The sequence below is a fragment of the Pseudolysinimonas kribbensis genome (genome assembly GCF_039531715.1).
Classification (GTDB): Bacteria; Actinomycetota; Actinomycetes; order Actinomycetales; family Microbacteriaceae; genus Pseudolysinimonas; species Pseudolysinimonas kribbensis.
In genome coordinates this window covers 1,070,661-1,093,051 of the sequence record NZ_BAAAQO010000004.1, presented here as the reverse complement: position 1 = coordinate 1,093,051, position 22,391 = coordinate 1,070,661, and the positions used below count along the sequence as shown (strand labels likewise).

Annotated in this window: 23 protein-coding genes; 17 read left to right on the top strand and 6 right to left on the bottom strand. The window is 71.2% G+C overall.

The features are described 5' to 3' along the window. Nucleotides 1-51 precede the first annotated feature (51 nt). The 5 genes from ABD285_RS15970 to ABD285_RS15950 all read left to right on the top strand — a co-directional run bounded on the left by ABD285_RS15970 (nt 52) and on the right by ABD285_RS15950 (nt 4,682). Nucleotides 52-1,071 (top strand): LacI family DNA-binding transcriptional regulator, encoded by a 1,020-nt coding sequence (locus ABD285_RS15970; protein WP_344203475.1) that lies wholly within the window; start codon nt 52-54, stop codon nt 1,069-1,071. An 81-nt stretch (nt 1,072-1,152) separates the two neighbouring features. Next, the gene (locus ABD285_RS15965; protein ID WP_344203472.1) at nt 1,153-2,307 is read left to right on the top strand and encodes a Gfo/Idh/MocA family protein; all 1,155 of its coding nucleotides are present in this window, start codon (nt 1,153-1,155) and stop codon (nt 2,305-2,307) included. Continuing rightward, the gene (locus ABD285_RS15960) at nt 2,304-3,494 is read left to right on the top strand and encodes a DUF993 family protein (protein WP_284254642.1); all 1,191 of its coding nucleotides are present in this window, start codon (nt 2,304-2,306) and stop codon (nt 3,492-3,494) included. The genes ABD285_RS15965 and ABD285_RS15960 overlap by 4 nt, the downstream gene beginning before the upstream one ends. Continuing rightward, the gene (locus ABD285_RS15955) at nt 3,491-4,321 is read left to right on the top strand and encodes a sugar phosphate isomerase/epimerase family protein (protein WP_284254643.1); all 831 of its coding nucleotides are present in this window, start codon (nt 3,491-3,493) and stop codon (nt 4,319-4,321) included. Before ABD285_RS15960 ends, ABD285_RS15955 begins: the two co-directional genes overlap by 4 nt. A 40-nt stretch (nt 4,322-4,361) precedes the next feature. Next, nucleotides 4,362-4,682: a nuclear transport factor 2 family protein gene (locus ABD285_RS15950; protein WP_284254644.1), complete on the top strand. Its 321-nt coding sequence runs from the start codon at nt 4,362-4,364 to the stop codon at nt 4,680-4,682. On the opposite strand, the gene ABD285_RS15945 is transcribed toward ABD285_RS15950, so the two are convergent. Genes ABD285_RS15945 through ABD285_RS15930 form a run of 4 tightly spaced genes read right to left on the bottom strand, consistent with a single transcriptional unit; the run spans nt 4,669 to nt 8,795 of the window. After that, a complete protein-coding gene (locus ABD285_RS15945) occupies nt 4,669-5,646 on the bottom strand; it encodes a glycerophosphodiester phosphodiesterase family protein (protein WP_344203469.1) in 978 nt (325 codons plus the stop codon). The two genes, ABD285_RS15950 and ABD285_RS15945, sit on opposite strands and share 14 nt — an antisense overlap. Beyond that, complete coding sequence (locus ABD285_RS15940; RefSeq protein WP_284254645.1) at nt 5,643-6,467, bottom strand: carbohydrate ABC transporter permease; 825 nt, start codon at nt 6,465-6,467, stop codon at nt 5,643-5,645. Before ABD285_RS15940 ends, ABD285_RS15945 begins: the two co-directional genes overlap by 4 nt. Then, entirely contained in the window at nt 6,464-7,414 is a 951-nt protein-coding gene (locus ABD285_RS15935) for a carbohydrate ABC transporter permease (RefSeq protein WP_284254646.1), read from the bottom strand. The genes ABD285_RS15940 and ABD285_RS15935 overlap by 4 nt, the downstream gene beginning before the upstream one ends. Nucleotides 7,415-7,421: 7 nt before the next feature. Beyond that, nucleotides 7,422-8,795: an extracellular solute-binding protein gene (locus ABD285_RS15930; protein WP_284254647.1), complete on the bottom strand. Its 1,374-nt coding sequence runs from the start codon at nt 8,793-8,795 to the stop codon at nt 7,422-7,424. A gap of 186 nt (nt 8,796-8,981) precedes the next feature. Here ABD285_RS15930 and ABD285_RS15925 point away from each other — a divergent pair, with 186 nt between their 5' ends. Beyond that, nucleotides 8,982-9,797 (top strand): 6-phosphogluconolactonase, encoded by an 816-nt coding sequence (locus tag ABD285_RS15925; RefSeq protein ID WP_344203466.1) that lies wholly within the window; start codon nt 8,982-8,984, stop codon nt 9,795-9,797. Continuing rightward, nucleotides 9,794-10,789 (top strand): N-acetylglucosamine kinase, encoded by a 996-nt coding sequence (locus tag ABD285_RS15920; RefSeq protein ID WP_284254650.1) that lies wholly within the window; start codon nt 9,794-9,796, stop codon nt 10,787-10,789. Before ABD285_RS15925 ends, ABD285_RS15920 begins: the two co-directional genes overlap by 4 nt. On the opposite strand, the gene ABD285_RS15915 is transcribed toward ABD285_RS15920, so the two are convergent. Next, the gene (locus ABD285_RS15915; protein WP_344203463.1) at nt 10,776-11,513 is read right to left on the bottom strand and encodes a GntR family transcriptional regulator; all 738 of its coding nucleotides are present in this window, start codon (nt 11,511-11,513) and stop codon (nt 10,776-10,778) included. The two genes, ABD285_RS15920 and ABD285_RS15915, sit on opposite strands and share 14 nt — an antisense overlap. A 57-nt stretch (nt 11,514-11,570) precedes the next feature. Between ABD285_RS15915 and ABD285_RS15910 the strand changes: the two genes are divergently transcribed. From ABD285_RS15910 to araA, 9 genes are read left to right on the top strand one after another with little or no spacing between them, the layout of a single operon-like run. Beyond that, nucleotides 11,571-12,281, top strand: coding sequence for an MgtC/SapB family protein (locus ABD285_RS15910; protein WP_284254653.1), 711 nt, complete (start codon nt 11,571-11,573; stop codon nt 12,279-12,281). Between the two features lie 48 nt (nt 12,282-12,329). Beyond that, nucleotides 12,330-13,424, top strand: a complete 1,095-nt coding sequence (locus ABD285_RS15905; protein WP_344203461.1) for a zinc-binding dehydrogenase — start codon at nt 12,330-12,332, stop codon at nt 13,422-13,424. Further along, nucleotides 13,421-13,912 (top strand): DUF6328 family protein, encoded by a 492-nt coding sequence (locus ABD285_RS15900; protein WP_284254656.1) that lies wholly within the window; start codon nt 13,421-13,423, stop codon nt 13,910-13,912. Before ABD285_RS15905 ends, ABD285_RS15900 begins: the two co-directional genes overlap by 4 nt. A gap of 42 nt (nt 13,913-13,954) precedes the next feature. Beyond that, nucleotides 13,955-14,479, top strand: a complete 525-nt coding sequence (locus tag ABD285_RS15895; protein WP_284254657.1) for a Dps family protein — start codon at nt 13,955-13,957, stop codon at nt 14,477-14,479. Continuing rightward, nucleotides 14,479-14,967: a pyridoxamine 5'-phosphate oxidase family protein gene (locus tag ABD285_RS15890; protein WP_344203458.1), complete on the top strand. Its 489-nt coding sequence runs from the start codon at nt 14,479-14,481 to the stop codon at nt 14,965-14,967. The genes ABD285_RS15895 and ABD285_RS15890 overlap by 1 nt, the downstream gene beginning before the upstream one ends. Nucleotides 14,968-14,994: 27 nt before the next feature. Then, nucleotides 14,995-16,050 (top strand): LacI family DNA-binding transcriptional regulator, encoded by a 1,056-nt coding sequence (locus tag ABD285_RS15885; RefSeq protein WP_284254659.1) that lies wholly within the window; start codon nt 14,995-14,997, stop codon nt 16,048-16,050. Between the two features lie 17 nt (nt 16,051-16,067). Beyond that, nucleotides 16,068-16,766, top strand: coding sequence for an L-ribulose-5-phosphate 4-epimerase (locus ABD285_RS15880; protein ID WP_284254660.1), 699 nt, complete (start codon nt 16,068-16,070; stop codon nt 16,764-16,766). Next, a complete protein-coding gene (locus tag ABD285_RS15875) occupies nt 16,763-18,340 on the top strand; it encodes a xylulokinase (RefSeq protein WP_344203454.1) in 1,578 nt (525 codons plus the stop codon). The genes ABD285_RS15880 and ABD285_RS15875 overlap by 4 nt, the downstream gene beginning before the upstream one ends. A 31-nt stretch (nt 18,341-18,371) precedes the next feature. Next, entirely contained in the window at nt 18,372-19,880 is a 1,509-nt protein-coding gene (araA, locus tag ABD285_RS15870) for an L-arabinose isomerase (RefSeq protein WP_425565073.1), read from the top strand. Between the two features lie 26 nt (nt 19,881-19,906). Here the strand turns inward: araA and ABD285_RS15865 are convergent, their stop codons facing one another. Then, nucleotides 19,907-20,452, bottom strand: a complete 546-nt coding sequence (locus ABD285_RS15865) for a YbaK/EbsC family protein (RefSeq protein ID WP_344203449.1) — start codon at nt 20,450-20,452, stop codon at nt 19,907-19,909. A gap of 134 nt (nt 20,453-20,586) precedes the next feature. On the opposite strand from ABD285_RS15865, the gene ABD285_RS15860 reads away from it, so the two are divergent. Further along, entirely contained in the window at nt 20,587-22,380 is a 1,794-nt protein-coding gene (locus ABD285_RS15860) for an MFS transporter (protein ID WP_284254661.1), read from the top strand. Nucleotides 22,381-22,391: the final 11 nt, after the last annotated feature.

Genomic DNA, 22,391 nt, shown 5'->3' with positions numbered 1-22,391 from the left:
CGGTCGCCCCGGAGCGGCAGTGACGCGGGCTCGAGCCCTATGCTGCGAATCGTGCCCGCCCGCCCCGCGACTCCGACGCTCTACGACGTCGCCCGCGAGGCCGGGGTGTCGTTGGCGACCGCCTCGCGTGCGCTCAACGGCAGCGCCCGGCGGGTCCGCGAGGACTCCCGGGTGAAGGTGCTCGCCGCCGCCGAGCGGCTCGGCTACTCCACCAACGCGCCCGCCCAGGCGTTCGCGCGCGGAGGATCGACGAGCATCTTCCTCGTCGTGAGCGACATCACCGACCCCTTCTTCGCGGCGATCGCGGCCGGGGCGATGCGGCGCGCGGGATCGGACGGCCGGCTCGTGCTCATGGGGGTCACGGAGCGCGATCCGGCCCGCGAGCTCGACATGGTGCGCACGGCGCGGCGGCAGCGGCCGGCGGCGATCGTGCTCGCCGGAAGCCGCCGGCATCCGGACCGCACGCGCGCCGCCCTCCTCGGCGAGCTGGACGCGTTCGAGGCGGGAGGCGGCCGGGTGGTCGCGATCGGTCAGGACTCCCTGCCGTACGCGCGGGTCTCGTTCGATCACGCCGGCTCGGGGCGCGATCTCGCGGCGGCCGTGGCCGGCCTCGGATATCGCCGCCCGCTCGTGCTGGCGGGCCCGGCCGAACTGCAGATCGCGCGCGAGCGGGTGCGCGGTCTGGCCGACGGCTTCGAGACCGCGGGCATCCCGCTGTCCGGCGATCGCGTGGTCTCCGGCGGCTTCGGGCGCGATGACGGCGAGGCGACGATGCGGGACCTGCTGCGGGCCGGCGTCGAGGCCGACCTCGTGGTGGCGGTCAACGACGTCATGGCCATCGGGGCGCTCGCGGCTTTGCGCGAGGCCGGGGTCGGGGTGCCCGACCGGATGGGCGTGGCGGGCTTCGACGACATCGCGCCGTCGCGAGACGCCGCCCCTGCGCTCACGACGGTGCGGCTGCCGCTCGAGGAGGCGGGGGAGCACGCGATCGAGCTCGCCCTCGGCGACGAGGTCCACCCGCGGGTGCGGCTCGGCACGACGGTGCTGATGCGCGCGAGCACGGCCGCCTGAGCCGCGGGCTCGCACTCCTCGACGCGGCGGGACACTGCCGCTATGCTACGGAAAGCACTTTCCGTACGCGAGGAGAACCGCATGACCCGCACCACCCGACTCGGCGTGATCATGAACGGCGTCTCCGGACGCATGGGGTACCGGCAGCACCTCGTGCGCTCGATCCTGGCGATCCGCGAGGAGGGCGGCGTGCTGCTCTCCGACGGCTCCCGCGTCATGCCCGACCCCGTGCTCGTCGGCCGCGACGAGGACAAGCTGCGGGTGCTGGCCGAGCGACACGGCCTCGAGCACTGGACGACCGATCTCGATGCGGTCCTGGCCGATCCCGAGTACCCGCTCTACGCCGACTTCCTCGTCACGACCAAGCGCGTCGACGCGATCCGCCGCGCCATCGCCGCCGGCAAGGACATCTACACCGAGAAGCCCACCGCCGAGTCGTTCGCCGACGCCCTCGACCTCGCCCGCCGCGCGCGCGAGGCGGGCGTCAAGAGCGGCGTGGTGCACGACAAGCTCTACCTGCCCGGGTTGCAGAAGCTGCGCCGGCTCATCGACTCGGGCTTCTTCGGCCGCATCCTCAGCGTGCGCGGCGAGTTCGGCTACTGGGTGTTCGAGGGCGACTGGCAGACCGCCCAGCGGCCGAGCTGGAACTACCGCGCCGAGGACGGCGGCGGCATCACCTCCGACATGTTCGCCCACTGGAACTACGTGATCGAGAACCTCTTCGGATCGATCTCGTCGGTGTACGCGCGGGCGGTCACCCACATCCCGCAGCGCGTCGACGAGCACGGCGTGACGTACCCGGCCACGGCCGACGACGCGGCCTACGCGATCTTCGAGCTCGCGAACGGCGCCGTCGTGCAGCTGAACTCGAGCTGGGCGGTGCGGGTGCACCGCAAGGAGCTCGTCGAGTTCCAGGTGGACGGCACCCTCGGATCAGCGGTCGTCGGCCTGTTCGGCGCCGAGATCCAGCCGCGCAACGCCACCCCGAAACCGGTCTGGAACCCCGACGTGCCCGACCCGCGCGACTACCTGGGCGACTGGCACGAGCTGCCCGAGAACGACGTCTTCGAGAACGGGTTCAAGACCCAGTGGGAGCAGTTCATCCGGCATGTCGCGGAGGACGCGCCGTACACGTTCGATCTGCTCGCGGGCGCTCGCGGTGTGCGGCTGAGCGAGGAGGGCCTGCGCAGCTCAGCCGAGGGGCGCCGCGTCGATCTCGCGCCGGTGACCCTGTGAGCTCGGTCGCGCTGCTCGGCGCCGACGGCACGTCGACGCGGCTCGAGCTCGCACCCCCGCCGCCGGACCCGCGACCGGCGCACGCCCCGCGCACCCGCGAGGTGTTCGCCGCGGCGCACGTCGTGCCGCGGGCCTGGGCCGACAACACGCCCGGCGCCCCGGCGGAGCTCGACTGGGACGCCACCCTCGCGTTCCGCCGTCACGTCTGGTCGTGGGGTCTCGGCGTCGCCGACGCGATGGACACCGCGCAGCGCAACATGGGCCTGGACTGGGCCGCGACCACCGAGCTGATCCGGCGCAGCGCCGCGGCGGCCCGGGAGGTCGGGGGCCCGCTCGTGGTCGGCGTCAACACCGACCACGTGGCCGAGCCCGTCATTCCGCTCGACGCGGTCATCGACGCGTACCTCACGCAGCTCGAGGTCGCGGAGGACGCCGGCGCGGGTGTCGTGCTCATGGCATCCCGGCACCTCGCGCGCGCCGCGGAGTCCGCCGCCGACTACGAGCGCGTGTACCGCGCCGTTCTCGACCGGGCCGGCGCCCCCGTCGTGCTGCACTGGCTCGGCGACGCGTTCGACGCGCAGCTGGCCGGCTACTTCGGCCCCGCCGGCTCGACGGGCGCCGACTGGCGGGCGGCCGCGGAGACCGTGCAGCGGATCATCGGCGAGAACCTCGCGAAGGTCCGCGGCATCAAGATGTCGCTGCTCGACGCCGAGGCGGAGCGCGTGGTGCGCGCCGGACTGCCCGCGCCCGCGCGGCTCTACACGGGCGACGACTACCACTACGTCGAGCTCATCGAGGGCGGGCGAGACGTCGACGGCGTGCAGCGCCACTCCGACGCCCTGCTCGGCGCCTTCGCCGCGGTCGCGCCGCGCGCCGCCGTGGCGCTCGCCGCGCTCGATGACGGCGACACCGCCCGCTACCGCGCCGTTCTCGCGCCCACCGAGGCGCTCGCCCGGCAGGTGTTCGCGGCGCCCACTCCCTATTACAAGACGGGCGTCGCATTCCTCAGCTGGCTGAACGGACATCAGAGCGCGTTCCAGCTCGTGGGCGGACTGCACGCCGGCCGCGGCCTCGTGCACCTGAGCGAACTCGTGCGGCTTGCCGACGCGGCCGCCGCGCTCGAGAGTCCCGACCTCGCCGCCGAGCGCTGGGGTGCCCTGCTGCGGGTGAACGGCATCGAGGCATGAACCGCTTCTCGCTCAACCAGGCGACCATCAAGAAGGCCGACCTCGCGACGGCGCTGCGCGTGACCGCCGAGGCCGGCATCCCGGCGATCGGGCTGTGGCGCGAGCCCGTGCAGGAGGTCGGCCTCGCCCGGGCCGCGGACCTCGTGCGGGGGTCGGGGCTGCGCGTCTCGAGCCTGTGCCGGGGCGGCTTCTTCACGACTCCCGAGAGACCGGAGCGCCGCGCCGCGCTCGACGACAACCGCCGGGCCCTCGACGAGGCCGAGGCGCTCGGCGCCCCGACCCTCGTGCTCGTCGTGGGCGGTCTGCCCGCCGGCTCGACCGACCTCGTCGGCGCGCGCTCCCGGGTCGCCGACGCGCTGGCCGAGCTCGCGCCCGACGCCACGGCGAGGGGCGTGCAGCTCTCGATCGAGCCGCTGCATCCCATGTACGCGGCCGATCGCGCTGTCGTCTCGACGCTCGGTCAGGCGCTCGACCTCGCCGCGCCGTTCGAGCCCGCCGCCGTCGGCGTCGTCGTCGACACCTTCCACGTCTGGTGGGATCCCGAGCTCGCCGCGCAGGTCGCGCGCGCCGGCCGCGAGGGCCGCATCGCCTCCTATCAGGTGTGCGACTGGGTGACGCCCATCGCGCCGGACGCTCTCCTGTCCCGCGGCATCCCGGGCGACGGCCACATCGACTTCACCGCCGTGACCGCCCTGCTGCGCGACGCAGGCTACACGGGCGACGTGGAATGCGAGGTGTTCCGGCAGGAGGTGTGGGACGCCGACCCCGCCGAGGTCGCGCGGCGCTGCGCCGCCGCCTACCGGGAGTTCGTCGAGCCGGTGCTCTGAGCATCTTGCCGCCGTCGCGGCGGGCGGCGAGGATCGGAGCATGACCGACGCCCCCGCCCCCGTGCAGCGCATGGTCGAGGCGACCAACGCCGCCGACAGCGACGCGTTCGTGGCCTGCTTCGCGCCGGACGCCTACCTCGAGGACTGGGGGCGGGGCTTCCACGGTCGGGAGGGCGTGGCGGCGTGGGACCGGACCGACAACATCGGCGTGCACATGCACTTCGAGGTCGACGCCGCCCGTCGCGACGGCGACGACTGGGTCGTCACCCTCGTCTCGACGGGCGGCGGCTACAACGGCACGAGCGAGATCCGGTTCCGTCTCGACGGTGACCTCATCGCGCGGATGATCATCGCCGGGTAGCGCCTGCGTCGGCCGGGAGCTCGAGGAGGGACGCCATCAGGTCCGGGTGATCGACGAAGACCCCATCGACGCCCGCGTCGAGAATGCGGCGCCACTCACCCCGCCAGTCGCCCCAGGCCGCGTCCGGTCCGGGCATCCGGAATGGCGGCGTCAGGTAGCGGTTCTCGGGCCGCAGGGTCCAGCAGAAGACCTCGAGTCCGGCCGCGTGCGCCCGGGTCACGATGCCGTCGGGACGTTCCGCGGACGCCAGCACGAGCGGTCGCTCCAGGCTGATCCCATCGAGGTCCCGCGCGATCCACTGCAGCTTCGGGTCGTCGAGCTCATCGACGGCCGCCTCGTCCTCCAGGAGCCGGATCAGGCGCCCTCCGTCGCCCTCGGCGGCCAGTTCGTGGAGGGGCTCCGACTCGAAGCTCTCGGTGACGAGGCGCGGGTCGCGTCCCGCCCAGCCGCGCCGGGCGAGGTCGCGACGGTACGCCTCGGTCATCGAGAGGCCGAGGGAGGCGAAGTGTTCCACATGCTTGAGCTCGGCCACGATGCCCAGCCGGCGACCGCTGCGGAGGGATTCGCGCTCCACCAGCTCGATCAGGTCGGGGAAGGACAGCAGGCCGAAGCGGTCGTCGAACGCGGCGTTGGCCGGGCGGACCCCCGGGCGGCGCTCCCGGGCACGCAGGGTGCGCAACTCCGCCCAGGCGAAGTCCTCCGTGAACCAGCCCGTGACCTCCTGACCGTCGACCGTCGCCGTGCGGCGGCGGTCGGCGAACTCGCGTCGGTCGGCCACGTCGGTGGTCCCCGAGATCTCGTTCTCGTGGCGCAGCACGAGCACCCCGTCGCCGGAGAGCACGAGATCCGGCTCCACGGCATCCGCACCCTGGGCGAAGGCGAGTTCGTAAGCCGCCGACGTGTGCTCGGGCCGGTAGCCGCTGGCGCCCCGATGCCCGATGACGAGCGGTCGATCCGGCGTCATTCCTTGATGGCCCCAGCCAGCATCCCGCGGATGAAGTACCGCTGGAGGATCGCGTACAGGATGATGAGGGGCAGCGCCACGATCGTGGCGGCGGCCGAGAGCAGCGCGTACTGCGTGACGAACTGGCTCTGGAAGAAGCTCAGGGCCAGCGGCGCCGTCCGGAACGACTCGCTCGTGATCATCACGAGCGAGAGCAGGAAGTCGTTCCACGTCCACATGAACGTGAGCATCACCATCGTGATCACCGCGGGCCGGACCACCGGCACCAGCACCTGCCACAGGGTCCGCATGTCGCCGGCCCCGTCGAGACGGGCGGCCTCGATCAGGCTGGACGGGATGGCGGCGAAGAAGCCGCGCATCCAGAAGATCCCGAACGCGACGCTCTGCGCGATCTGGGGCAGGATCAGGGCGGCGTAGGTGTCGGTCAGGCCGACGTCGCGCATCTCGAAGTAGAGCGGGATGATGTACGCCTCGAGCGGGATGAACATCCCGATGAGCATCAGGTAGAACAGCACGTTGCGTCCCGCGAAGCGCATGCGCGCGAAGGCGAAGCCGGCGAGGATCGAGAAGACCGCGGCGACGACGACCGTCGTGACGGTCACGATGACGCTGGAGAGCATGTACTGCGAGAACCGGCCCTGATTCCAGGCCTGCACGAAGTTGCCGAAGTCGAGCGAGCGGGGGATCGCGAAGGACGCGGTCGCCTGGTCCGCCGGCGTCAGCGCGGTGAGGACGACCCCGACGATCGGGATGAGCGAGATGAGCGCGAACAGGCCGAGGACCGCGTAGTTCACGATGGCCTCGGGGCGGGACAGTCTCATAGGTCGTCCTTCGGCGCGATCCGGCGGATGAGCATCGTGATGAGCAGCACCAGGACCGTCAGGATGATCCCGATCGTCGTGGCCATACCGACCCGCCCCTGGTTGAAGGCGAGGTTGTACACCTGGAAGGCCGGCACGGTGGTGCTGGTGCCCGGTCCTCCGCCCGTCGTCACGAACACAACGTCGAAGGTCTTGAGGGCGGCGACCACCGTCAGGGTCAGGGCGACCGACAGCGGCGCGCGCAGAGCGGGAAGCGTGACGGAGAACAGCTCACGCCAGAAGCCGGCCCCGTCCACCCGGGCCGCCTCGAACAGCTCGCGCGGGATCTGCGAGATGCCGGTGAGGAACAGCACGAGGCACAGGCCGATCTCGACCCACGTGCCGATCAGCCCCACCGCTGGCAGCGCCGTGGAGAAGTCGCCGAGCCAGGTGCGGGTCGCGACGCCGAGCCCGAAGATCCGCAGCACGGTGTTCAGCAGGCCGTCCGGCGCGTAGATCGACACCCAGATGACGCCGATGACCACGGCGGCGATCACCTGCGGCAGGAAGATGAGGGTCTGCAGGATGCCGGCACCCCGCAGCCGCGCAGCCCGCTGCAGGAGGGCGGCGAGCACGAGCGCGATCACGATCGGCAGCACCGCGTAGAAGAACACGAGCACGGCCACATGAGCGAACGACTGGGTGAGGGCCGGGTCGGTGACCGCCGCGACGTAGTTCCCGATGCCGACCCAGGTGGCGAGGCTGATGCCGTCCCATCGGAAGAAGGAGATCCAGATCGCCTGCCCGACCGGGTAGAGCACGAAGGCCGCGACGAACACGAACGCGGGCGCGACGTAGAGATACGCCCGGTGGTCCCGACGCCGGGGACGGCGCCGCGTTGCCGCGACGCCGTCCCCGTCAGGACCCGGTGAGGTGTGCGCCTGCGCGGCGCGTGCCTGGTCGGTCATGCGTCGATCAGTTGCCTCCGCCGAAGCCGGAGTAGTCGGCCTGCAGCGCCTTCGTGAACGCGGCCGTGTTCTCCGTGCCGCCCATGAGGGACTGCACGTTCGAGACGATCGTGTCGTAGAAGGTCGGGGTCGACCAGTCCATGTAGGCGACGAGTCCGTTGTCCTTGGTCAGCCGCGACCACGTCGACAGGATGTCGTTCGTCAGCGTGCCCTCCTCCGCCTTCGCGTCGGCCGACGGGACGGCGGGCAGCTGGTTGTTCTTCTCCAGCGTCGTCATGCCCTTCGCGCTCGAGATGAAGTCGATGTAAGCCGCCGCAGCGTCCTTCTTCTTCGACCGGGCCGGGATCGCCCATCCCATGCCGACGCCGCCCATCGCGACGAGCGGGTCGCCCGCCTTCTGGGGGAGCACCGTGAAGCCGGCACCCGAGTCTCCGGCACCCGCCTTCTGGATGGCATCCTGGTTCCACACTCCGCCGAGGAAGAAGGCGGCCTTGCCCTGACCGAAGGCCGTGGCGGCGGTGTTGGAGTTGACGCCGTTGAAACCGGGCGTCACGTAGCCCTTCGTCGCCCAGCCGGCGAGCAGGTCGGCGGCGGTGTGGACGCTGGGCGAGTCGAACGTGCCGGCCTGGTGGAAGATCAGCTGGGACGCGGCCTTCTGCCCGAGCTGCGGCATGAGCGCGATCCCGAGGAGGTGCACAGCCGGCGACTTGTCCTGGTCGCCGAACGCGATCGGGAGGATGCCCTTCGCCTTGATCTTCGGGAGGTCCGCCTCGAGCTCCTCCATGCTCTTCGGAACGGGCAGCCCGACGCTGTCGAGAACCTTCTTGTTGTAGAAGGTGCCCACCATCTCGCCGGTGATCGAGAGGCCGTAGAGGTTGCCGGAGCCGAGCTTGGACCCGTCCGGCGTGACGGAGTCGAGGGCGCGCTGGCTCGACGGGAAACGCTTGGTCCAGCCGTACCGGCTCGCGTACGGTCCGAGATCGGTGAGCAGGCCCGCCTTCACGTAGGCGGCCATGTCTGCGAAGCCCTGGTTGGCCTGGATGACGTCGGGCGGGGTCGAGGAGCTCAGGGCGAGCTTCAGCGTGGTCCGCAGGTCGCTTCCGGAGCGGACGACGCGATCGATGTGGACGTTAGGGTACTTGGCCTCGAACTGCTTGTTCAGATCGTCGAGCGAGGTGCTGATACCGGGCGTGGTCTCCTGGTCCCACACCGTGAGGGTGAGCTTGCCGAGCGAGGCGACATCGGTGGTGATCTTGGTCGGCTTGTCCGTCGAGCCCGACGACGACTGCCCGCTCCCCGGTGTGCACCCGGCGAGCAGCATCGCCGTCGCCGCGACCGCCGCCAGCGCGGCCGACCACTTCATCGTGTGTTTCGTGTGCATCTCGTCTTACCTTTCGAATGGATCGGATCCGCTGACCTCCGCGAGGTCGATCCGTGCAGGGACGTGAAGACGAGCATACTCACAATCTGGTCTAACTGGTACAGTCATCTGGAAAACTCAGGATGAGCGCTCCGTATCCAGCGTGTAGCGTCGGCGAAAACCAGCTAGACCAGTTTGAGGAGAGTCGTGCAGCAACCCCAGATCTTCGCCACCGAGGACGCAATCGGCAGCGCCGTGGCCGACGAGATCGTCGCCGGACTGGCCGAGGCGAGCGCCGCCGGCCGACCGTACGCCCTCGGGGCGCCCAGCGGCCGCACCCCCCGCACGACCTACCGCGCCCTCGCCCGGCTGCTGGCGAGCCGTCGCGATCTCGACCTCGGACTCCTGCACATCGTGATGATGGACGACTACGTCGTCCGCACCGCCGGCGGCGCGTTCTCGCGAGTGGATGCCGCGCTCCCGTACTCCTGCGAGCGCTTCGGCCGCGATGAGATCCTGGCGCCGATCGCGGCCGTCACGGGTTCCGGCATCCCCGAGGCGAACCTCCATCTGCCGGACGCGGCCGATCCGGGCGCCTACGACGACCTGATCGCGTCGCTCGGCGGCGTGGACCTGTTCATCCTGGCCAGTGGGGCGACCGACGGTCACGTCGCCTTCAACCCGTCCGGCTCGCCGGCCGACAGCCTCACCCGCGTGGTGGAGCTCTCGCCGGAGACGCGCCGGGACAACATGGACACCTTCGCCCCCCACTTCCGCACCCTCGACGACGTGCCCAGCTACGGCATCACGGTCGGGGTCGGAACCATTCTGCGCGCGACCCGCCGGGCCGTCATGCTGCTCATCGGCGAGGGCAAGCGAACCGCGGCGACCACGATCGCCGCCGCGACGTCGTATCAGCCCGCCTGGCCGGCGACCGTCGTCGCCGAATGTCGGAACCCGTCCCTGTATCTCGATGAGGCAGCCGCGGGCGCCATGAGCGCCGGCGTCCGGGAAGCGCGATGAGCAGTTCGCGGTTCGTCCTCGGCGTCGACGCCGGCAACACCAAGACCGATGCGGTGCTCGCGGCGACGGACGGCACGGTCCTCGCATGGGCGCGCTCGGGCGTGGGCGACATCTACAGCGCAGCTGGATCGGCGGCGGCGATCACCGAGGTCCGTGCCGCGGTCGACGCGGCGCTCGGCGACGAGCGGCCCGACCACATCGCGTTCCGGCTCGCGGGCATCGACTGGTCGGAGGACGTCCGGCTCTGGGATGCCGTGATCGCGCAGGAGTGGCGTCTCGGCGGAACCCGCAGCCTGAAGAACGACGGCTTCGCCGCCATCCGGCTCGGCTTCCCGTCGGGGGTCGGTCTGGCGATCACCGGAGGCACGGGGGCGGCCTTCGCCGCCCGGGCTTCCGACGGCCGCGAGTCGAGCCTGGATATGTGGGGCCAGGACGACTTCGGGGCGAAAGGGCTGGGGATCGCAGGCTATCGTGCGGTGGTCCTGGCGGAACTGGGCCTGGCGGAGCCGACCGCGCTCGCCGAGCGGTACCTCGAGTTCTTCGCCGTCCCGACGGTGGATCGCCTCGTCCACCTGTTCACCGCCCGCGAGCACCTTCCCGTCAAGGCCTCCCTGGCACGCACCGCGCCGCTGGTCACGGCCGCGGCCTCCCATGACCCGGTGGCGCACCGCATCGTGGATGAGCAGGCAGCGCTGCTCGCCGACTACGCGCTGGCCACGGCGCGCCGGGCCGGCGACGAGTCGTTGCCGATCGTGCTGGCGGGCACCGTGCTGAGCGCCCCGGAATCTCCGCTCGCCCGGCGCGTCACCGACCGGATCGCGGCGGCCCGGCCGGGCACGCACGTCGCGATCGCGTTCCTTCCCGCGGTGTGCGGCGCCGTCCTGGACGCGATCGCCGAGCACGGCGCACCGGTCACGAGCGGCACGATCGAGCGCGTCGCCGAGACGCTGCCCGAGACCCCGCGGCCCGCGCGCGCCGTCAGCTCGCGCTGATCGGACGGAGAAGATCGGCTTGGAAGCGGTAGGAGTCGGCGCGGTACGTCAGGGTGGCACGGAGGATCGGCACGCCGGCTCGGTCGAAGGTCAACTCCTCCGCGATCAGCGCCGGATCGGTCGCCTCCACGTTCAGCACCGGCGCCAGCGTGCTCCCCATGAGGTCGGACCGGACGCTGTACAGGCTGCGCCCGATCTCCACACCGGACACCGTGCTCAGGAACTCGTAGAGGGAGCGGTCCTCCATGTCGGCCGTGTCGATGCCGCGTGCGCGTGCCAGAACAAGCACCGTACGGTCGTAGCAGATCGGAACGTCGTCGAGATAGCGCACGCGGACCAGCTCCACCGCTTGCGCGTCCGGGGCGGTCTGCAGCGACTTCGCCTCATCGAACGTGATCGGTCGCAGGGTCTTCTCCAGCACGTGACTGCGCGGCGTCATGCCGCGTTCGAGAGCCATCTCGGTGAAGCTCTGCAGGGTGTTCGGCGGCTCGCCGACCACGTTGGCGCGGACGTACCAGCCGCGCTTACTGGAGGGCACCAGCCAGTCCTCCTCCGCCAGCCGGTTCAGGCCGATGCGCAGGGTCGCGCGACTGACCCCCAGCGACTCGGCGAGGGCGCGCTCGCCCGGCAACCGGCTGCCCGGTTTGAACATCCCGGCGGTGAGGCGGGCGAGGAGCTCGGTGTAGGCGCTCGTCGTCGCGGGGGACCGGCCGCCGCTGCTCATGTTTGAAACCCTACCGACGTCATCGGCCCGCCGGTCGGCAGACGAAAGGACCCCCGCGTGACGCTTCTCGGCATCGACCTCTTCTCCCCGACGACCGGCACCGAACTGGTCCTGCTGCTGCTCTCCTTCGTGCTCTCGGCCGTCATCGGCATGGAACGACAGCGTCGCCTGAAGAGCGCCGGTCTGCGCACGCACACGCTCGTCGGGATCGGTGCCACCGTCTTCACCCTCGTCTCCGCCTACGGGTTCAGCGCCGTGATCGGCCACGACGTGGTCCTCGACCCTTCTCGGATCGCGGCGCAGATCGTCTCCGGCATCGGCTTCCTCGGGGCGGGGGTCATCTTCGTGCGGCGCAGCACCGTCAGCGGTCTGACGACCGCGGCTTCGATCTGGTTCACGGCGGCGATCGGGATGGCGTGCGGAGCGGGCATGCCGGTCCTGGCGGCGACCGGTACGCTGCTCTACCTCGTGACAGTGAGCCTGCTCAGCGTCGTCGGGAGGCGGGTACGCGCCGCGGACTCCGGCGAGCTGTGGGTGCTCACCTATCGGGAGGGAAAAGGCGTGCTTCGCACCGTCCTCGCGGAGGCCGCCCACCAGGGGTTCGAGGCGACGCTGTCCGACATGCGCGTCGTGGAATCGAAGCACGGATCCGCGCGGGTCGAGGCGCAGCTCCGGATCCGAGGCGCCGGCCCGCTCCGGGAGTTCGTGGAGCATGTCTCCACCATCGATGGCGTCAAGGCCATGACCAGCCGCAGCTCCGCGGAGTAATCGGACTGCGTAGGCTCGAGACCGCTCGACCGTCCGACGAGGAGACCCATGGCCGCCGCGATCCCGAAGACCATGCACGCCGTGGTGGTTCACGGCCCCGAGGATTACCGCCTCGAGGAGCGCCCGGTGCCGGTTCCCGGGGACGGCGATCTGCTCATCCGGGTGGATGCCGTGGGCATCTGCGCGAGCGATCTCAAGTGCTATCACGGCGCGGCCAAGTTCTGGGGCGACGAGCACCGGCCCGCCTGGGCCGAGCGCGACCGCATCCCCGGTCACGAGTTCGTCGGCACGGTGGTCGCGGGTGATCCGGCGGCGCTCGAGCGGCGCGGGCTGGCGGAGGGCGATCGGATCGCGTGCGAGCAGATCGTGCCGTGCTGGGAGTGCCGGTACTGCCTCGACGGGGCGTACTGGATGTGCGCCGTGCACGACATGTTCGGCTTCAAGGGCTGGGACGGGGCGATGGCCGAGTACGTGCTCGTGCCGCGCCAGGCGCTTACGCATCCGGTCAGCCGCGAGCTGCCGCCGCAGGTCGCGGCCTTCGCCGAGCCGCTCTCCTGCGCCTTCCACGCGGTCGAGCGGGCGGAGATCCGCTTCGACGACACCGTCGTCGTCGCCGGAGCCGGCCCGATCGGCTTGTCGGCCATCGCGGGTGCGCGACAGAAGAATCCGCTGCAGCTCATCGCCCTCGACGTGCTCGACGAGAAGCTCGAGCTCGCGAAGAAGGTCGGCGCCGACATCGCGATCAACATCACGACCGACGACGCGGTCGCCCGTGTGAAGGAGCTGACCGGCGGCGACGGCGCCGACGTCTACATCGAGGCGACCGGGCATCCCTCGGCCGTCCCGCAGGGGCTCGACCTGCTGCGCAAACTCGGCCGCTTCGTCGAGTACTCGGTGTTCAAGGACCCGGTGACCGTCGACTGGTCGATCATCTCCGACGACAAGGAGCTCGACATCCGGGGCGCCCACCTCGGCCCGCACACCTGGCCGGCCGCCATCAAGCTGCTCGAGGCGCAGACCCTGCCCATGGACGAGATCTGCACCCACCAGTTCCCGCTCGAGCGGTTCCAGGAGGCGCTCGACCTCGTCGGCGACTCGGCGGGCCGGTCGGTGAAGGTCTCCCTGATCCCGTCGCTGTCATGACCGCCGACGTCGATCCCCGCGACGGGCGGAACGAGACCGCGGATCAGCGCGCCGACCGCAACTGGAACGAGCTGCTGCAGGAGCTGCGCGTGATCCAGACGGGCACGCAGCTGATCAGCGGCTTCCTGCTCACGGTCGCGTTCCAGCAGCAGTTCCCGGAGCTCGACCCCGTCGACCGGGCGATCTACGGGGTGCTGGTCGGGCTCGCCGCGGTGAGCACTATCCTCGGGCTCTCGATCGTCGCCCTGCATCGCACCCGGTTCCGCCAGCACGACAAGCCCGCCATCGTGACGGCCTCCAACCGGATGCTGCGGGTGATGCTCGTGGCGGTCGCGATCCTCTCGGTCGGCGTCGTGCTGCTCATCTTCGACGTCGTCTTCGGACGGGTCGCCGGCATCACCGCGGGCGTGCTGGCCCTGCTGATCGCGATCGTGCTGCTGCTGATCGTGCCGCGGCGCTGGGGCCGGCGCGGGGTGGGCACCTCCTGAGAGTCGACGGCCGGCATGCGGACGCCGCGTAGCGTCAGGCGCATGAGCACGACCACCGAGACCAAGCCCGACGTCGAGCGCACGCGGCGGGAGAACGCGGAGCACGGCTTCGTGGCCTCCCGTGCCCTCACCGACTCGCTGCAGGAGGTGCTCGTCGACCTCATCGAGCTCGCGAACCAGGGCAAGCAGGCGCACTGGAACCTGGTCGGACCCAACTTCCGCGACCTGCATCTGCAGCTCGACGAGGTCATCGAGGCGGCCCGTCTGTTCGCCGACGAGGTCGCCGAGCGGATGCGCGCCCTGCACGCGACCCCCGACGGACGCAGCGGCGTCGTGTCGGCCCAGACGACGCTCGAGGAGTTCCCCGGCGGCGAGGTCCTCACCATCGACACCGCTGACATGGTCACGGCCCGCATCGAATCGGCCGTCGGAACCTGCCGCCGGGTGCACGACACGGTCGACGACGAGGACCCGACGAGCGCCGACCTGCTGCACGAGATCATCCAGAAGCTCGAGCAGTTCGCCTGGATGATCTCCGCGGAGCACCGCCGGCCGAAGGGCGCATGATGTCCGCCGCGGAGCCGGAGCTGGAGGCGGTCCGCGCGATTGTCGCCGCCGGGCGGACCGCCGCCGTCACGACCCGGACCGCGGGCGGGGCATTGCACAGCAGGCCCCTGGCCGTGCTCGACGACGAGTTCGATGGCACGCTGCACTTCTTCACGCAGGACCCGAGCGCGAAGACCGCCGAGATCGCGACGCATCCCGAGGTCAACGTGTCGATCGGCGACGGCAAGGGCTGGGTGTCGCTGGCCGGCACGGCGAGCGTGACGCACGACCCCGGGCTGCTGGACCGGTACTGGAACGCGTGGGCAGACTCCTATTTCGACGGCGGACGCGGCGACCCGACTGCGGCGATCCTCGAGGTGCGCGTCGAGACGCTCGAGTACTGGGATCTGCGCAAGCCCGCCGTCGCGCAGCTCTTCGAGGTGCTGAAGGGCGTCGTGACGAAATCCGAGCCGGACCTCGGCGAGAGCGGCACGGCCGACCTCCGGTAGTCCGCGCCCGTCGGCTAGCGTGCGCACATGGTCGAGTCGCGTCGTGCGCCGAACATGTACGACGTCGCCACGCGCGCCGGTGTGTCGCACCAGACCGTGTCGCGCGTGCTCAACGGGTCGCACGGGGTGCTGCCGGCGACCCGGGACCGCGTGCTCGGCGCGATCGCGGAGCTCGGCTACCGGCGCAACCTCGCCGCGCGCACCCTCGCGACCAGTCGCACCCGCGCGATCGGGGTGCTGACGCCGGCGACGGCCGACTTCGGCCCGACGAGCAGCCTGCACGCGATCGAGCGGGCGGTGCGCGAGGCCGGCTACCAGTCGCTCATCACGAGCACGCCGGTGGATGCCGAGGCCGTCCGCGCGAGCCTCGAGTTCCTGCTCGGCCGGTCGGTCGAGGCGCTCGTGGTGATCGCGCCCTACCGGGTCGTGCTCGACGCGCTCGCCGAGGTCGCGGATCCACCGCCCGTCGTCGCGCTGCAGACCGGCGATCCCGCCGACGGCGTGACCGTCGACCAGGTCGCGGGCGCCCGTCTCGCGGCGCGCCATCTCGTCGAGCTCGGTCACCGGTGGGTGCAGCAGCTCGTCGGGCCGGACGACTTCGTCGAGGCCGGGGTGCGGCGCGATGCCGCGGCCGAGGTGCTCGCGGCCGCCGGCCTGGAGCCGCTGCCGGACCTCCGGGGCGATTGGACGGCCGACTCCGGGTATGCGGCCGCCGCCGCGCTCGACCCGCGCGCGACCGCTGTGCTGTGCGGCAACGACCAGATGGCGCTGGGGCTCGTCCACGCGCTCGCGGATCGCGGCCGCCGCGTGCCGGAGGAGGTCAGCGTCGTCGGCTTCGACGACATCCCGGAATCGGCGCACAGCCTGCCGCCGCTCACGACCGTGCACCAGGATTTCGTGGAGGTCGGCCGCCGCGCGGTGGCCCGCCTCCTCGCCCTCCTCGAGGGTGAGGTGGCACCTTCCGTCGGGTCGACCCGGTCTGATGCGACAGAAGCTGCCACCTCACGGAAAGATTCGAGGGTGGAACCGTGGTTGGTGGTGCGGGGATCGACGGCGCCCCGCGGTGCAGAGGAGACGATGTGAACGCTAACATCGAGGACATGACCCCCGACGTCGAGGCCGAGATCGCCCGCGTGCGGGAGGAGGTCGCGCGACTGCACGGCGAACTCGTGCGCTACGGCCTCGTGATCTGGACCGGCGGCAACGTCTCGGGCCGGGTGCCCGGCACCGACTACTTCGTCATCAAGCCGTCGGGCGTGGCGTACGACGACCTGGCGCCCGACAACATGATCCTCTGCACCCTCGACGGCGAGGTCGTGCCCGGCACCGCCGGCAGCGAGCGCAGCCCCTCGAGCGACACCGCCGCGCACGCCTACGTCTACCGCGAGATGCCGGAGGTCGGCGGCGTCGTGCACACCCACTCGACCTACGCCGTCGCCTGGGCCGCGCGCGGCGAGGAGATCCCGTGCGTCATCACCGGGATGGCCGACGAGTTCGGCGGGCCGATCCCGGTCGGCCCGTTCGCCGTGATCGGCGACGACTCGATCGGCCGCGGCATCGTCGAGACCCTGCGCGGGCACCGCTCGCGCGCCGTGCTCATGCAGAACCACGGTCCGTTCACGATCGGCGCGAACGCGAACGACGCGGTCAAGGCGGCGGTCATGTGCGAGGACGTGGCACGGTCGGTGCACCTCGCCATGCAGGCCGGGCCGGTGGTGCCCATCCCGCAGGAGAAGATCGACAGCCTCTACGCGCGGTACCAGAACGTGTACGGGCAGGCCGGCGACGCGCGGCGATGACGGTCTTCGACGACGCCGCGCTGGGCATCGAGCTCGGATCGACCCGCATCAAGGCATGCCTCATCGCACCCGACGCCACGGTGCTCGCGGCCGGCTCGTACGAGTGGGAGAACCAGCTCGTCGACGGGCTGTGGACCTACGCGCTCGACGAGGTGTGGTCCGGATTGCGGGCCGCGTACGCCGACCTGGTCGCCGACGCCGAGGCGCGGCACGGCTCCCGGCCGACCCGCCCCGCGGCCATCGGCGTCTCGGCGATGATGCACGGCTACCTCGCGTTCGACGAAGCGGGCGAGCTGCTTGCGCACTTCCGCACGTGGCGCAACACCAACACGGGCCCCGCGGCGGCCGAGCTCACCGAGCTGCTCGGGGTCAACATCCCGCTCCGGTGGTCGATCGCCCACCTGCAGCAGGCGGTGCGGGATGCCGAACCCCACGTGCCGTCGATCCGTTGGGTGACGACGCTGGCGGGCTACGTGCACGCCGCGCTCACGGGTCGCCGCGTGCTCGGCGTCGGCGATGCGTCGGGGATGTTCCCCATCGACCCCGCCACCGGCGACTACGACGCGGCGATGGTCGCGCGCTACGACGAGCTCGCCGCGGGCACGACGCTGGCCGCGCCGCTGCGCGACCTCCTGCCGCAGGTGCTCTCGGCGGGCGAGGACGCGGGGGAGCTCACCGCCGAGGGGGCGGCGCTGCTCGACCCGACGGGCGGGCTGGCGGCCGGCATCCCGCTCGCCCCGCCCGAGGGCGACGCGGGCACGGGCATGGTCGCGACGAACGCGATCGCGCCGCGCACCGGCAACGTGAGCGCCGGCACGAGCATCTTCGCGATGGTCGTGCTCGAGCGGCCGCTGCGCGAGGTCCACCACGAGCTCGACGTCGTGACGACGCCAGTCGGCGATCCGGTGGCGATGGTGCACTGCAACAACGGGGCGAGCGAGCTCGCGGGCTGGGTCGGTCTCTTCACCCGGTTCGCGGCCGCCGCGGGATCGCCGCTCGAGGCCGACGCCGTGTACGAGACGCTGTTCCGCGAGGCGCTCGAGGGCGAGCCCGACGCGGGCGGGCTGCTCGCCTACAACCACCTCGCCGGCGAGCCGATCGCGGGGCTCGACGAGGGCCGTCCGCTGTTCGTGCGCACCCCCGAGAGCCGGCTCACGCTCGCCAATGTCTTCCGCGCTCAGCTGTACGGCGTCTTCGGCACCCTGGCCCTGGGCATGCGCGTGCTCGACGACGAGGGCGTCGGCCTCGACCGGATGTATGCGCACGGCGGCATGTTCCGCACTGCCGGGGTTGCGCAGCGCTTCCTCGCCGGGGCGCTGGGGGCACCCGTGAGCGTCGCCGAGACCGCCTCCGAGGGCGGCGCGTGGGGCATGGCCGTGCTCGCCGCGTTCCGGGCGGCCGTGCGCGCCGGCAGCACCGCCGACCTCGCGAGCTACCTGACCGATCGCGTGTTCGCCGGCCCCGCGCCGGTCACCGCCGAACCCGACCCGGCCGACGTCGCGGGGTTCTCCGCCTACCTCGACCGCTACCGCGCCGGCCTCGCCGTCGAGCGCGCCGCGGTCGACAGCCTCTAGATCCTCGAAAGGACATCCCGTGAGCCGCTCCATCGTGCCCGACCTCAAGACCTTCACCGTCTGGTTCCTCACCGGCAGCCAGGGGCTGTACGGCGAGGAGACGCTGCGCCAGGTGGCCGAGCAGTCGCAGGCGGTCGCGGCCGGACTGGCGGGCTCGCCCGACATCCCGGTCACGGTCGAGTGGAAGCCGGTGCTGACCGACTCCGCCGCGATCCGGCGGGCGATGCTCGAGGCGAACGCCGACGACTCGGTCATCGGCGTCATCGCGTGGATGCACACCTTCAGCCCGGCGAAGATGTGGATCGCCGGTCTCGACGCGCTGCAGAAGCCGCTGCTGCACCTGCATACCCAGGCGAACGTCGACCTGCCGTGGGGCGAGATCGACTTCGACTTCATGAACCTCAACCAGGCCGCGCACGGCGACCGCGAGTTCGGCTACATCGAGTCGCGCCTGAACGTGCCGCGCACCACCGTCGTCGGGCACGTCTCCGATCCGGCCGTCACCGGGCGGGTCGGTGTCTGGACCCGCGCCGCCGCCGGCCGTGCCGCCACCCGCGAGATGAAGGTCGCGCGATTCGGCGACAACATGCGCTACGTGGCCGTCACCGAGGGCGACAAGACGGAGGCGGAGCTGCGGCTCGGCGTGCAGGTCAACACCTGGGGCGTCAACGAGCTCGTGGAGGCCGTGGCGGCGTCCACGACACAGGACGTCGACGCGCTCGTGGACGAGTACCTCTCGCTCTACGACGTGCAGCCCGGACTGCGACCGGGCGCCGAGCGGCACGAGTCGCTGCGGGAGGGCGCGCGCATCGAGCTCGGGCTGCGCTCGTTCCTCGAGGCGGGGGGCTTCCACGCCTTCACCGACTCGTTCGAGGACCTCGGCGACCTGAAGCAGCTGCCCGGCCTCGCGGTGCAGCGGCTCATGGCCGACGGGTACGGCTTCGGCGCGGAGGGCGATTGGAAGACCGCGGTGCTCGTGCGCACCGCCGCCGTGATGGGCGCCGGCCTGCCGGGCGGCGCGAGCCTCATGGAGGACTACACGTACCACCTCGAGCCGGGGCACGAGCTCATCCTCGGCGCGCACATGCTCGAGGTCTCCCCGACCCTGACGACGGCCAAGCCGAGCCTCGAGATCCACCCGCTCGGCATCGGCGGCAAGGACGACCCGGTGCGGCTGGTCTTCACCGCCGACCCCGGACCCGCGGTCGTCGTGGCGCTCAGCGACATGCGCGATCGGTTCCGGCTCGTGGCGAACGTCGTCGAGAACGTCGACCTGCCGCAGCCGATGCCGAAGCTCCCGGTCGGCCGGGCGATCTGGAAGCCGCAGCCGGATTTCCGCACCTCCGCGACCGCGTGGCTCACGGCGGGCGCCGCCCACCACACGGTCATGTCGACCCAGGTCGGCGTCGACGTGTTCCGCGACTTCGCGAAGATGTCGGGCATCGAGCTGCTGGTCATCGACGACGCGACCACGATCGACGCCTTCGAGCAGACCGTGCGCTGGAACGCGGCGTACTACCGCCTCGCCCAGTCGATCTAGCGGGTTGGATACGCGGTCTCCGGCCGCTACTCGACCACCTCGCGGGCCAGGCCCTCGATCACCTGCGCGTGCGGCAGCGCCGCGAGCACCGCGCCCGGCAGCTCGACCTTGCTGCCGCGGATGCCCGACCCGACGATCGCGCGCGGCAGCGCCGGGATGCGCACGTCGATGTACAGCGCCCAGTCGTCGGGCAGGCCGATGGGCGTGATGCCGCCGTACTCCATGCCGGTCAGGGCGACCGCGTCGTCCATGGGGGCGAAGCTCGCCTTGCGCGCGTCGAGCAGCCTGCGCACAACGCCGTTGACATCCGCGCGCGTGGTCGCGAGCACGACGCACGCGGCGTAGCGGGTCTCCTCCCCGCGGCGGCCGGCGATGACGACGCAGTTGGCCGAGATGTCGAGGCCGACGCCGTACGTCGCGCAGAACGCGGCGGTGTCGGCGAGCGCGGCATCGATGGGCGCGACGTCGACCTCCGCCGCCGCGTCGCCGAGCGCGTCGAGCGCCGCCACGACGGGGGGAGCGAGCAGCTCCGGATGGCGCAGGGCGGGCACGAGGGCGAGCGAGCCGGTCATGGCTCCATTGTGGAGCAGCCGGATGCCCTCGCCGGCGTGCGGAGTCACCCTCCGGATCGACTAGCATCATTGCTTCAGCTAACGATCCCGGCCTCGACGGTGAGACCCGAATCACCCCCACCGGAAGGCGTGCGTTGACCACCCCCGCAACCCGAGAGCGCTCGGGCATGTTCCACCAGGACCACCCGCGCTACAAATGGATCGCGCTCAGCAACACGACGCTGGGGATGCTGATGGCGACGATCAACGGCTCGATCGTGCTCATCTCGCTGCCCGCGATCTTCAAGGGCATCGACCTCGATCCGCTCGACCCGAACAGCACGAGCTACCTGCTGTGGATGCTCATGGGCTTCATCCTCGTGACCGCCGTGCTGGTCGTGAGCTTCGGCCGCCTCGGCGACATCTACGGCCGGGTGCGCATCTACAACATCGGCTTCGCGGTCTTCACGGTCGCCTCGATCGCGCTCGTCTTCGACCCGTTCACGGGCGGCGCCGGAGCGATGTGGCTCATCCTGCTGCGCGTGCTGCAGGCCGTCGGCGGCGCGATGATCTTCGCGAACTCGACCGCCATCCTGACCGACGCCTTTCCGGCGACCCGCCGCGGCTTCGCGCTCGGCATCAACCAGATCGCCGCGATCGCCGGCACCTTCCTCGGCCTGATCCTCGGCGGCGTGCTCGCCGTCGTCGACTGGCACGCGGTCTTCATCGTGAGCGTGCCGTTCGGGATCCTCGGCACCGTCTGGTCGTTCGTGTCGCTGCACGAGGTCGGCGCGCGCGGCACCGGGCGCATCGACTGGTGGGGCAACCTGCTCTTCGCGGTCGGCCTGTTCGCGCTGCTCATCGGGATCACCTACGGCATCCAGCCCTACGGCGACTCCTCCACCGGGTGGGGCAACCCGTGGGTGCTCGGCGGCATCATCGGCGGGGTGGTGATCCTCGCCGCGTTCGTCGTGCTCGAGTACTTCGTGAAGGACCCGATGTTCAACCTGCGGCTCTTCAAGATCCGCGCGTTCACGTTCGGCAACCTCGCGGGACTGCTCGCCTCGGTCGGCCGCGGCGGTCTCCAGTTCATGCTCATCATCTGGCTCCAGGGCATCTGGCTGCCGCTGCACGGCTACTCCTACGAGTCGACGCCGTTCTGGGCGGGCATCTACCTGCTGCCGCTGACCGTCGGGTTCCTCGTCTCGGGACCGCTGTCGGGCACGCTCTCCGACCGGTTCGGCGCCCGCACGTTCGCGACGGCGGGCCTGATGATCGTGGCGGGTACCTTCCTGCTCCTGCTGGTGATCCCGGTGGACTTCCCCTACTGGCTCTTCGCCGTGATCATCTTCGTGAACGGGATCGGGTCGGGCATGTTCGCGGCGCCGAACCGCACGGCGATCATGAACTCCGTTCCGGCGGCGCAACGCGGGGCGGCATCCGGGATGACGGGCACGTTCCAGAACGCCGGCAACTCGCTCTCGATCGGCATCTTCTTCTCGCTCATGATCGGCGGCCTGGCGAGCACGCTGCCCAAGGCGCTGACCGCCGGACTCACGGCACACCACGTGCCGGCCGCGGGCGTCGCGGCGGCCGCGCAGATCCCGCCGGTCGGCAACCTGTTCGCGGCGTTCCTGGGAATCAACCCGATCGACGCGCTCCTGCAGCAGCTGACCGCCGCGGGCACCATCGCCCGGGATGCCATCCCCGCCGCCGACCTGAAGGCGCTGACCGGGCACCAGTTCTTCCCGGCGCTCATCTCCGATCCGTTCCACTCGGGTCTCGTGATCGTCTTCATCGCGGCCGCCATCATGTCGGTCATCGGCGCGCTCGCCTCGGTCGTCATGGGCGGCAAGTACATCCACGAGACCGAGCCGGTGCGCACCGTCGGGCCGGGCACCGAGTCGACCGAGACGGTGGATCCCGCGCAGGCCCTCAGCGACGTCTGAGCCCCGGCGGC

Excerpts from the sequence above, each read along its gene's own strand:
- ABD285_RS15945 (WP_344203469.1), bottom strand. The coding sequence starts at position 5,646 with ATGACGCCGGATCGACCGCTCGTCATCGGGCATCGGGGCGCCAGCGGC.
- ABD285_RS15880 (WP_284254660.1), top strand. The coding sequence starts at position 16,068 with ATGACCCCCGACGTCGAGGCCGAGATCGCCCGCGTGCGGGAGGAGGTC.
- ABD285_RS15900 (WP_284254656.1), top strand. The coding sequence starts at position 13,421 with ATGACCGCCGACGTCGATCCCCGCGACGGGCGGAACGAGACCGCGGAT.
- ABD285_RS15920 (WP_284254650.1), top strand. The coding sequence starts at position 9,794 with ATGAGCAGTTCGCGGTTCGTCCTCGGCGTCGACGCCGGCAACACCAAG.
- ABD285_RS15890 (WP_344203458.1), top strand. The coding sequence starts at position 14,479 with ATGTCCGCCGCGGAGCCGGAGCTGGAGGCGGTCCGCGCGATTGTCGCC.
- ABD285_RS15955 (WP_284254643.1), top strand. The coding sequence starts at position 3,491 with ATGAACCGCTTCTCGCTCAACCAGGCGACCATCAAGAAGGCCGACCTC.
- ABD285_RS15915 (WP_344203463.1), bottom strand. The coding sequence starts at position 11,513 with ATGAGCAGCGGCGGCCGGTCCCCCGCGACGACGAGCGCCTACACCGAG.
- ABD285_RS15895 (WP_284254657.1), top strand. The coding sequence starts at position 13,955 with ATGAGCACGACCACCGAGACCAAGCCCGACGTCGAGCGCACGCGGCGG.
- ABD285_RS15935 (WP_284254646.1), bottom strand. The coding sequence starts at position 7,414 with ATGACCGACCAGGCACGCGCCGCGCAGGCGCACACCTCACCGGGTCCT.
- ABD285_RS15940 (WP_284254645.1), bottom strand. The coding sequence starts at position 6,467 with ATGAGACTGTCCCGCCCCGAGGCCATCGTGAACTACGCGGTCCTCGGC.
- ABD285_RS15865 (WP_344203449.1), bottom strand. The coding sequence starts at position 20,452 with ATGACCGGCTCGCTCGCCCTCGTGCCCGCCCTGCGCCATCCGGAGCTG.
- ABD285_RS15930 (WP_284254647.1), bottom strand. The coding sequence starts at position 8,795 with ATGCACACGAAACACACGATGAAGTGGTCGGCCGCGCTGGCGGCGGTC.
- ABD285_RS15875 (WP_344203454.1), top strand. The coding sequence starts at position 16,763 with ATGACGGTCTTCGACGACGCCGCGCTGGGCATCGAGCTCGGATCGACC.
- ABD285_RS15905 (WP_344203461.1), top strand. The coding sequence starts at position 12,330 with ATGGCCGCCGCGATCCCGAAGACCATGCACGCCGTGGTGGTTCACGGC.
- ABD285_RS15965 (WP_344203472.1), top strand. The coding sequence starts at position 1,153 with ATGACCCGCACCACCCGACTCGGCGTGATCATGAACGGCGTCTCCGGA.
- ABD285_RS15950 (WP_284254644.1), top strand. The coding sequence starts at position 4,362 with ATGACCGACGCCCCCGCCCCCGTGCAGCGCATGGTCGAGGCGACCAAC.
- ABD285_RS15885 (WP_284254659.1), top strand. The coding sequence starts at position 14,995 with ATGGTCGAGTCGCGTCGTGCGCCGAACATGTACGACGTCGCCACGCGC.